This window comes from Bordetella tumbae (genome assembly GCF_965139195.1).
Taxonomy (GTDB): Bacteria; Pseudomonadota; Gammaproteobacteria; order Burkholderiales; family Burkholderiaceae_B; genus Bordetella_A; species Bordetella_A tumbae.
Genome location: NZ_CBCSJH010000071.1, coordinates 1 through 8800 on the forward strand (window position 1 = coordinate 1; position 8800 = coordinate 8800).

At 61.3% G+C, this 8800-nt stretch carries 9 protein-coding genes; 5 read left to right on the forward strand and 4 right to left on the reverse strand.

Translation table 11 applies throughout. From position 1 onward, the window contains the following. Positions 1 to 115 precede the first annotated feature (115 nt). From ACNA0J_RS29350 to ACNA0J_RS29365, 4 genes are all read right to left on the reverse strand, one after another. Complete coding sequence (locus ACNA0J_RS29350) at positions 116 to 1078, reverse strand: Nudix family hydrolase (RefSeq protein ID WP_415822545.1); 963 nt, start codon at positions 1076 to 1078, stop codon at positions 116 to 118. Then, positions 1071 to 1937 (reverse strand): ATP-binding protein, encoded by an 867-nt coding sequence (locus ACNA0J_RS29355; protein WP_415822546.1) that lies wholly within the window; start codon positions 1935 to 1937, stop codon positions 1071 to 1073. Before ACNA0J_RS29355 ends, ACNA0J_RS29350 begins: the two co-directional genes overlap by 8 nt. Positions 1938 to 2009: 72 nt before the next feature. Continuing rightward, the gene (argJ, locus tag ACNA0J_RS29360; RefSeq protein WP_415822547.1) at positions 2010 to 3236 is read right to left on the reverse strand and encodes a bifunctional glutamate N-acetyltransferase/amino-acid acetyltransferase ArgJ; all 1227 of its coding nucleotides are present in this window, start codon (positions 3234 to 3236) and stop codon (positions 2010 to 2012) included. Positions 3237 to 3511: 275 nt separating this feature from the next. Then, positions 3512 to 4000, reverse strand: coding sequence for a MarR family winged helix-turn-helix transcriptional regulator (locus ACNA0J_RS29365; protein ID WP_415822548.1), 489 nt, complete (start codon positions 3998 to 4000; stop codon positions 3512 to 3514). 187 nt (positions 4001 to 4187) lie between these two features. Between ACNA0J_RS29365 and ACNA0J_RS29370 the strand changes: the two genes are divergently transcribed. The 5 genes from ACNA0J_RS29370 to ACNA0J_RS29390 form a co-directional block, all read left to right on the forward strand. After that, positions 4188 to 5351, forward strand: a complete 1164-nt coding sequence (locus tag ACNA0J_RS29370) for an ABC transporter substrate-binding protein (protein WP_415822549.1) — start codon at positions 4188 to 4190, stop codon at positions 5349 to 5351. A 128-nt stretch (positions 5352 to 5479) separates the two neighbouring features. Further along, a complete protein-coding gene (locus ACNA0J_RS29375) occupies positions 5480 to 6394 on the forward strand; it encodes a branched-chain amino acid ABC transporter permease (protein ID WP_415822550.1) in 915 nt (304 codons plus the stop codon). A 3-nt stretch (positions 6395 to 6397) separates the two neighbouring features. After that, positions 6398 to 7354, forward strand: a complete 957-nt coding sequence (locus ACNA0J_RS29380) for a branched-chain amino acid ABC transporter permease (RefSeq protein ID WP_415822551.1) — start codon at positions 6398 to 6400, stop codon at positions 7352 to 7354. After that, positions 7351 to 8166, forward strand: a complete 816-nt coding sequence (locus ACNA0J_RS29385; protein WP_415822553.1) for an ABC transporter ATP-binding protein — start codon at positions 7351 to 7353, stop codon at positions 8164 to 8166. The genes ACNA0J_RS29380 and ACNA0J_RS29385 overlap by 4 nt, the downstream gene beginning before the upstream one ends. Then, positions 8160 to 8800, forward strand: a 641-nt coding sequence (locus tag ACNA0J_RS29390; RefSeq protein WP_415822554.1) for an ABC transporter ATP-binding protein, incomplete at its 3' end; no start/stop codon positions are given. The genes ACNA0J_RS29385 and ACNA0J_RS29390, both read left to right, overlap by 7 nt.

Consider the following 8800-nt stretch of genomic DNA (forward strand, 5'->3'; position numbering starts at 1 on the left):
AAGCCCCCACGCGGCCACTGCCCCGCATCGACGCCAATAGCACTAAGACCCCACACCCCCAGACACTCAACACTGTGAGCCCAATAACCACTAACGAAACGACAAAAGAAACCCGCTAAATCAGCCCCCGAATCCCCGCAATGCCATGCGCCCCATGCCGACGCGCCTCATCCAGGGTATCGCCAGACTGCCCCCCTAACGCATACACAGGCAGCCCCGCATCCCGATTGCCGGCAACGAAACCATCCCATCCCATCCCAGGTTGCCCCGGATGCGAAGGTGTTTCCAACACTGCCCCCAGCACCGCAAAATCCGCACCCATTTCCCGTGCATGCACGATCTGCGCATTGTCGTGAGCCGATACGCCGACTAAAGCGCCCTCAGGCAACTCCGGCCGCGTATGCAACGCGGCTGCATCGTTCGTGCGTAAATGCACGCCGTCTGCCTGACGCCACCAGGCTGCCGGATGCGCACTGTTGATCAGCACACGAGCACCTGCAGCATGACAAAGCTTGACGATGGTCTGTACCGCATCGCGTAGCGACGTGGCCCCAGGACCATCCGGCCAATCCGGCTCGCGCACTTGTATGAGCTTCAGGCCACGCGCCAGGGCACGTTCCAGCCGTTCGAGAAATGCGGGCAATCCTGCACGCCCGCCGATGGACGTGATGCCGTAAGTGTTGGGCAACTGCAGCCAGCGCAAGGGCGGCAGCGTGGCCGGCAGCAGATCGCCGACACTCGACGCCTCGGCGGGATTGACCCATTCCAGACGCTGATTTTCCAGACTGCGCGGCTCGCCTTTCCAGCCCGTGACTTGGCAAAACGCCAAGCGGACGGTGGTGTGGGGATAGGCGTGCACATAAGTCACCCACGGCACCGCTTGCGTGACCTCGATGCCGATTTCTTCTTGCAGCTCGCGCGCCAACGCTTGCAGCACGGTTTCGCCCGGCTCCAGTTTGCCGCCAGGCAACTCCCACCAGCCTGCCCAAGGTTTGCCCTCGGGCCGTTGCCCCAGCAGGAGCTGGCCGTCGGGCCGCAGAATCAGGCCAGCGGCGACGTCGATGATGCCGTCAGACATGGCGTGCCACCCAATCACGGGCAAATTGATAGGCCACCCGGCCTGAGCGCGAGCCGCGTTCCAGCGCCCATTGCAACGCCTCCGTGCGGCTGGCCTCGATCTGATCTGCGGGGCAGTTCAGTTCTTTTAGCCAGTGGTACACGATATCCAGATAGTCATCCTGCTTGAACGGATGAAATGACAGCCACAGCCCGAAACGCTCGGACAGCGAGATTTTTTCCTCGACGGTTTCGCCCGGATGAATCTCGCCATCGGCCTGGTGTTTGGCCTGCAGGTTTTCGCTCATGTATTCCGGCATCAGGTGACGCCGGTTGGACGTCGCATAGATCAGCACGTTGTCGCCCGATGCCGACACCGAGCCATCCAGCACCGATTTCAGGGCCTTGTAGCCGGCTTCGCCTTCCTCGAAAGACAGATCGTCGCAAAACACGATATAGCGTTCAGGACGCGCCGCGATCAGCTCGACAATGTCGGCCAGGTCACCCAGGTCGGATTTGTCGACCTCGATCAAACGCAGCCCTTGATCACCATAGGCGGCCAGCATGGCCTTGACCAGCGAGCTCTTGCCTGTGCCGCGCGCGCCGGTCATCAGCACATTATTAGCCGGCTTTTTCTGCAGAAACTGACGCGTGTTGCGATCGATGATGCCTTTTTGGCGTTCGATGTGCTGCAGATCAGCCATGTCGATCCGGGCCACGTGGCGCACGGCATCCAGCCAGCCGCGGGCGCCGCGCTTGCGCCAGCGGTAGGCATGGGCGGACCAATCAATCTCGGGCGGTGCGGCGGGCAGCCAGGCTTCCAGTTGGGCCAGCACGCGTTCGGCACGTTCGATCAGAACGGAAAAATCAGCAGCACTCACGTCAGTATTTCCTGCAGGGACAACAACAAGACAACAAGGGCGCGAGATCAGGCGCCCTCAGCGATCAATGTATCAAGAGCGGTAATCGGCGTTGATACTGACGTACTCGTGCGAGAAATCGCAGGTGTACACGGTGTCAGCCGCCTGGCCACGCGCCAGTGCGATGCGTACGGTGATTTCCGCCTGCTTCATGACACGCTGACCGTCTGCCTCTTGGTAGTCAGGGTTGCGGCCGCCGTCTTTGGCGACCAGTACGTCGTCCAGCCAGAGGCGCAGCTTCGAGACGTCCAGATCGTCTACGCCGGCGTAGCCGATGGCAGCCAGGATGCGGCCCAGGTTGGGGTCGGAGGCGAAAAACGCCGTTTTGACCAGCGGGGAGTGGGCAACCGAGTAAGCGATCTTCAGGGCTTCTTCGGTGGTCAGGGCCTCTTCGACACGCACGGTCATGAATTTGGTCGCGCCTTCGGCGTCGCGCACGATCTTCTGTGCCAGGTCCAGTGCAGCCGCGGCCAGCGCATCGCGCACGGCCGCATAGTGCGGATCGGCCTCGGAGGCGATCTCCACGCCCGATTGGCCGGTGGCAATGATGATGAACGAATCGTTGGTGGACGTATCGCCGTCGACGGTGATGCGGTTAAACGACTGGTTGGCGATTTCCAGGGCCAGCTTGCGCAGCACGGGCTGCGCAATGCCCGCGTCCGTAGCCAGGAAGCTCAGCATGGTGGCCATGTTGGGGCGGATCATGCCTGCGCCCTTGCTGATGCCGGTAAAGGTGACGGTCTTGCCGCCAATCTGCTGGCGCTGCGAGTGGATCTTGGGTTGCGTGTCGGTGGTCATGATGCCGTGGGCGGCATTGAACCATTCGTTCGGACCCAGATTGCCCAGGGCCGCAGGCAGGGCGGCGGTCAGGCGGTCCAGGGGCAGGGGCTCAAGAATGACGCCGGTCGAAAACGGCAGGATCTGCTGGGCGGGAACGTTCAGCAGCTTGCCCAGAGCCACGCAGGTGTCCTGGGCCTTTTTCAGGCCCTCGGCGCCGGTGCCGGCATTGGCGTTGCCGGTGTTGATCACCAGAGCGCGGATCGGGCCGCCTGCGGCCAGATGCGCCTCACAGACCTGCACCGGTGCGGCGCGGAAACGGTTGCGGGTGAACACGCCCGCCACATTGGAGCCAGGCGCCAGCTGGAACACGGTCAAGTCACGTCGGTTGGCCTTGCGGATACCGGCTTCGGTAACGCCGATGTCTACGCCGGCAACGGGAAAAATATCGGACTCGGAGGGGATCTGCAGGTTAACGGCCATGACTTCGTCTCTGTGGCGGGGGGCAAAAGGAATCTCGAAAACCCCGTCCGTCGGACGGGGGCTCCGCGTATTATCCCACCATCGAGTGACGGGCCAAGGGATTGCCCGGGGTTGCCTTATTTTCCTGCCTCACGCAGTCAACACTCCTGGGCGTATGGCGGCTCAGGGCAGGCTTGTCTCAGGCGCCGCAGCGCAACGTGCGGTGGCCGACCGTGATCGTGTAAGCCCGCGATATTCGCGACGCTGAACTGAAGCCAGGGCAGCGGCGGTTGCGATCAGCGATCGTGTTTGCGAGCGGCGACGACTTGCAGTTTCAATTCGCCCAGCGCCTGATACAGGGCATCCCGATGATCCTCGGGCAGATCGGCGAACATCCCTTTCACCCAGCCCTCATGGGCGCGCGCCATGCGGGTGAACACCCGGCGGCCTTGCGGGGTGAGTTTCAGGACGGAGCTGCGCCGGTCGGTTTCCACCTTGGTGCGCATGACCATGCCTTCTTTTTCGAGCTGGTCGGTGATGCCGGTGATATTGCCGTTGGTGACCATCATGCGGCGCGACAGCTCGCCCATTTTCATCCCCTTGGGCGCTCGCTGCAGTTGCGCCATCAGGTCAAAACGGGGCAAGGTGGTGTCGAATTCGGTGCGCAGGCGGCTGCGAATCTCAGACTCGATCAGATTGCAGCAAGTCAGCATGCGCAGCCATAGGCGCAACGCATGGTGATCATCGGGCGCAGCGCGTGTTTCCAGGTCAGGCGTGTCGGTCATGATATGGCGCAGAGCGAGTCTCGGTAAAAACCCTAGTCTTGTCTTGCCAGATACTTTAAACCTAAACTATGAGACACGCTAGTCCTGTTTGTGTCGTCCGGGAGATGTGCTCAGGCCAGCGACAGCCGTTTCGCATTCGCATTCCCTTATAAAAAACATCCGCCGCCCGCGGCGCAGGAGTACCACGATGCGTTTCATGACTTCTTTGGCGGCTGCTATTGTGCTGCTGCCGGCCCTCTCATCTGCCGATCCCGTCAAGGTCGGTATTGCTAATGATATATCGGGTCCGTTTTCTGCGCTTGGCGCCGAGGCACGCGACGGGTTCAATCTGGCGATCAAGCAGTTGGGCGGCAAGCTGGGCGGCCAGCCGGCCGAGTTCCTGCAAACAGACATGGGCGGCAACCCCGATCAGGCGCGTCAGCTGGTGTCACGCTACATCCAGCGCGACAAGATCGATTTCTTTACCGGCCCCATCGGCTCGAATGTCGCGCTCGCCGTGGGCCCCGCGTTGTTCGCCGCCAAGGTGCCTTATCTTTCCAATAATCCTGGCCCCAGCCAGTTTGCCGGTGATCGCTGCAATCAATACTGGTTCGGCACCTCGTATCAAAACGACGCGTTTCACGAGGCCGCAGGCAAAGTCGCCGCGGACAAGGGCTTCAAGAAAGTGCTGATCATGGCGCCCGACTATCCGGCGGGCAAGGATGCACTGACAGGATTCAAGCGCGGCTATAAGACCGAAGTCGCCGAAGAGGTCTACACCAAGCTCGGCCAGCTCGATTACGCGGCCGAGTTGGCGCAGATCCGTGCGGCCAAGCCGGATGCGGTGTTTATCTTTCTGCCGGGCGGCATGGGCATTAATTTCGTCAAGCAATTCGTCTCGACGGGCCTGTCGCAAAGCGTGAAACTCATCGGTCCGGGTTTTTCGGCTGACGAGGATGTGATCCAGGCCGTCGGCGACCCGATGCTGGGCATGTTCAACACCGCACAGTGGGCTCACGATCTGGATGTGCCGCAAAACAAGCAGTTTGTGGAAGCTTTCCGCAAAGAATACGGCGGCCGTTATCCGTCCGTCTATGCGGCGCAGGCCTATGACGTCATCATGGCCATGGATGCAGCCGTGAAACAAGCCGGCGGCAAGGCCTCTGACCGCGAAGCCGTCGTGGCGGCACTCGCCAAGGCCGATTATCCCTCGGTGCGCGGCAAGTTCACCTACGGCAAGAACCATTACCCCATTCAGGCCTATTACCTGCGCGTGATCGAAAAAGACGGCGATGGCCGCATCACCAACAAGCTGGTAGGCAAGGTATTCGACAATTATCAGGACGTATACGTGGGCCAGTGCAAGCTGTAACCATGTAGACCGCCCCGCGGGCCGGTGCTGGCCCGCGGCAATGGGGAAAACAGGTTTCTTGACCGGATCCTGAGTTGACGCAGGCGTTTGCAACTGCCTGCGCAGACCCGAGGTTCTCGGAGTAATAGATGACGCTAGTGGTCGAGCAGTTGCTAAACGGCCTGCAGTTCGGGCTGATGTTGTTTTTGATTGCCGCCGGGTTGACGTTGGTGTTCGGGATCATGGACATCATGAACCTGGCGCACGGTTCTTTGTACATGGCGGGCGCCTATGTCGCAGCCGAAACCATGCAGCGCACTGGTTCTTTTCTCACCGCGGTTCTGGTCGCCGCGTTGGCGACGGGGGTAGTGGGCCTGGTGCTGGAGCGCCTCTTGATACGCCGCCTCGCTGTGCGCGATCACCTGGCGCAGGTCTTGGGCACCTATGCCGTCATCTTGATTGCCAATGATCTGGTCAAAATTATCTGGGGCCCTGCGCCGGTGATGTTGAATTTGCCGGCCGCTTTGTCCGGGCCCGTGCGTTTGCTGCCCGATCTGATGTATCCCGCTTACCGGTTGATGATCATCGCTTGCGGGCTGGCCGCAGCGGTCGGCTTGTACTGGTTCGTGACGCGTACCCGCGCGGGCGTGCTGGTGAGAGCGGGCGCCTCCAATCGGCAAATGGCGACGCTGATGGGCGTGCGCGTGCCATTGCTGTTTCTAGGAGTATTCACCATCGGCGCCATGCTGGCTGCGGTGGCGGGCGCATTGCTGGGGCCGATCACTGCAGTGCAAGTCGGGATGGGCGAAGAAATCCTGATTCTGGTACTGGTATGCATCGTGATCGGTGGCATCGGCTCGATACGCGGCGCGTTTGTCGGCGCCTTGTTGGTCGGGATGGTCGATACCGCTGGCCGGGCATTTCTGCCCATGCTGTTGCGCGAAGTCTTGCCGCCTGCGATGGCGTCCAGCCTGGCCGCGACGTTCGCGGCGATTTCCATTTATCTGCTCATGGCTGTGGTGCTGGTATTCCGGCCGGCTGGGCTGTTTCCGGCGCGTGGGTGAGCGATGCGTAAAGCAATCATAGGCAGTTGGATCGTGCTGTTGGCCCTGGCGGCATTCCCGCTGGTGGCCGAGGCCATGGGGCTGGATTTTTATGTGTCAGTCGTACGGCGGGTGCTGATCTACGCAGTAGCAGCGACGAGTTTGAATTTGATCCTGGGTTATGGCGGCATGGTGGCGCTGGGCCATGCGGCGTTCTTTGGTGCGGGAGCTTATGTCGTGGGAATTCTGGAGTCCTACGGCGTCCAGGCGGGGCTGATCGTCTGGCCCGCCGCCGCTGCGCTGGCAGGCGTCCTGGCATTACTGATCGGCGCCGTGTCGCTGCGCACGCGCGGGGTCTACTTCATCATGATCACCCTCGCTTTTGCACAGATGGTGTATTACGTCTTCATCTCGCTGCGTCAGTATGGCGGAGAAGACGGCCTGAATCTGGCGGGGTATTCATCCTTGCCTGGCGTGGATCTGGCCGACAGCAACAGCTTTTATTACGTTGTCCTGGTGTTATTCGCCGTGCTGATGTGGGCCTTCGGGCGGTTAGTGAACTCGCGATTCGGCACTGCGCTGCAAGGGATACGCGAAAACGAATCGCGTATGGAGGCGCTGGGCTATCCCGTGTTTCGATTGAAGCTCGCGGCATTTGCCATCAGCGGCGCCGTGGCGGGGCTGGCGGGGGCGTTGCTGGCCAATCACAACCTGTTTATTTCACCCAGCCTGATGCATTGGACGCAGTCGGCCAATCTGCTGGTTATGGTGCTGGTAGGCGGCATCGGCCTGCGTTACGGCGGCGTGGTGGGCGCCGTGGTGATGCTGGCGCTGGAGGAAGTCTTGCGCATGTGGACGGAATACTGGCATCTGCCGTTGGGCATCTTGCTGTTGTGCGTGGTGTTCGGGGCTCCACGTGGCTTGGCAGGCTTGGTCGCGCCGTGGTTTGCGGGCGCGAGAGTGCGGGGAGGTCGGGCATGACTGGTGTAGCAAAGACCTCGGCGCCGGTGTTGCAAGCGACGGGCCTGGTTCGACGTTTCGGCGCGTTGCTGGCGACCGATCATGTGTCGTTGTCGCTGGCGCCTGGCGAGATCCACGCCCTGATCGGTCCCAATGGGGCCGGCAAATCAACCTTGATCCATTTATTGTCCGGGACCTTGCCGGCCGATGAGGGCAGCCTGGTGTTAGGCGGCGTCGATGTGACGCGCCTGAATGCGCACCAGCGCGTGGCGGCCGGTTTGTCGCGTTCGTATCAGATCACGAATATTTTCAAGTCGTTCAGCGTGCTCGACAACCTGTTGCTCGCGGCGCAGGCGCATGCGGGCAGCAGTTTCCGTTTCTGGAAACCGCGCACGGCCGATACCTCGCTATACGACACGGCGCATGCGCTGGCTCGTCAATGTGCGATTGACGATGCGTTGCTCGATCGTCCCGCAGCGACCATGCCACATGGCGAGCAGCGCAAGCTCGAGTTCGCGTTGGCCTTGGCTGCCAGGCCGAGCGTGTTGTTATTGGACGAGCCTATGGCGGGCATGGGGCCTGATGAAACATTGCGTTTGACCGACCTGATCGAGTCAATGCGAGGGCAGACCACCATGCTGTTGGTGGAACACGATATGCAAGCGGTATTTCGGCTGGCCGATCGCATCTCGGTGCTGGTGTATGGGCGCATCATCGCGACCGGGACGCCAGAGGAGATCCGCGCCAATCCTGAAGTGCGCAAGGCCTATCTGGGCGACGATGATTCTCCTCACGCCGGAGAGGTACGTACACAGGAGCAAGCGCCATGTTGAGTATGCGTGCTGTCGAGAGCGGGTACGGGGCCAGCCAGGTGTTGTTCGGGGTGGACCTGGATATCAGTGCGGGGCAGGTGGTCACGCTATTGGGACGCAATGGCATGGGCAAGAGCACCCTGTTACGGACGATGTTCGGCCAGTTGCCGTTGCGGGCCGGCACTATTCGTTTTGCGGGCCAGGATATCGGCGGCTGGGCGCCGGACCGCATTGCCCGCGCGGGGCTGGCGATTGTGCCCGAGGGGCGGCAGTGTTTTCCGAATCTCACGGTGCGAGAACATCTGACGGCTTTTGTCGCGGCACGTAATCCGGATATTGGGGTGCCCTGGACGGTGGAGAGGGTATTTGCGCTGTTTCCTCGGCTGGAGGAACGGGCGGGCAATATGGGGAATCAATTGTCTGGCGGCGAGCAGCAGATGCTGGCAATCGGGCGGGCGTTGGTGACGAATCCCAGACTGTTGATTCTGGATGAGGCGACCGAGGGGCTGGCGCCGTTGGTGCGTGAGGAAATCTGGAATTGTGTGGCTACGTTGCGGGAGGCGGGGCAGACGATTTTGGTGATTGATAAGTACGTGGAGAGGCTGCTGGGGTTGGCGGATTATCACGTGGTGCTGGAACGGGGGCGGGTGGTTTG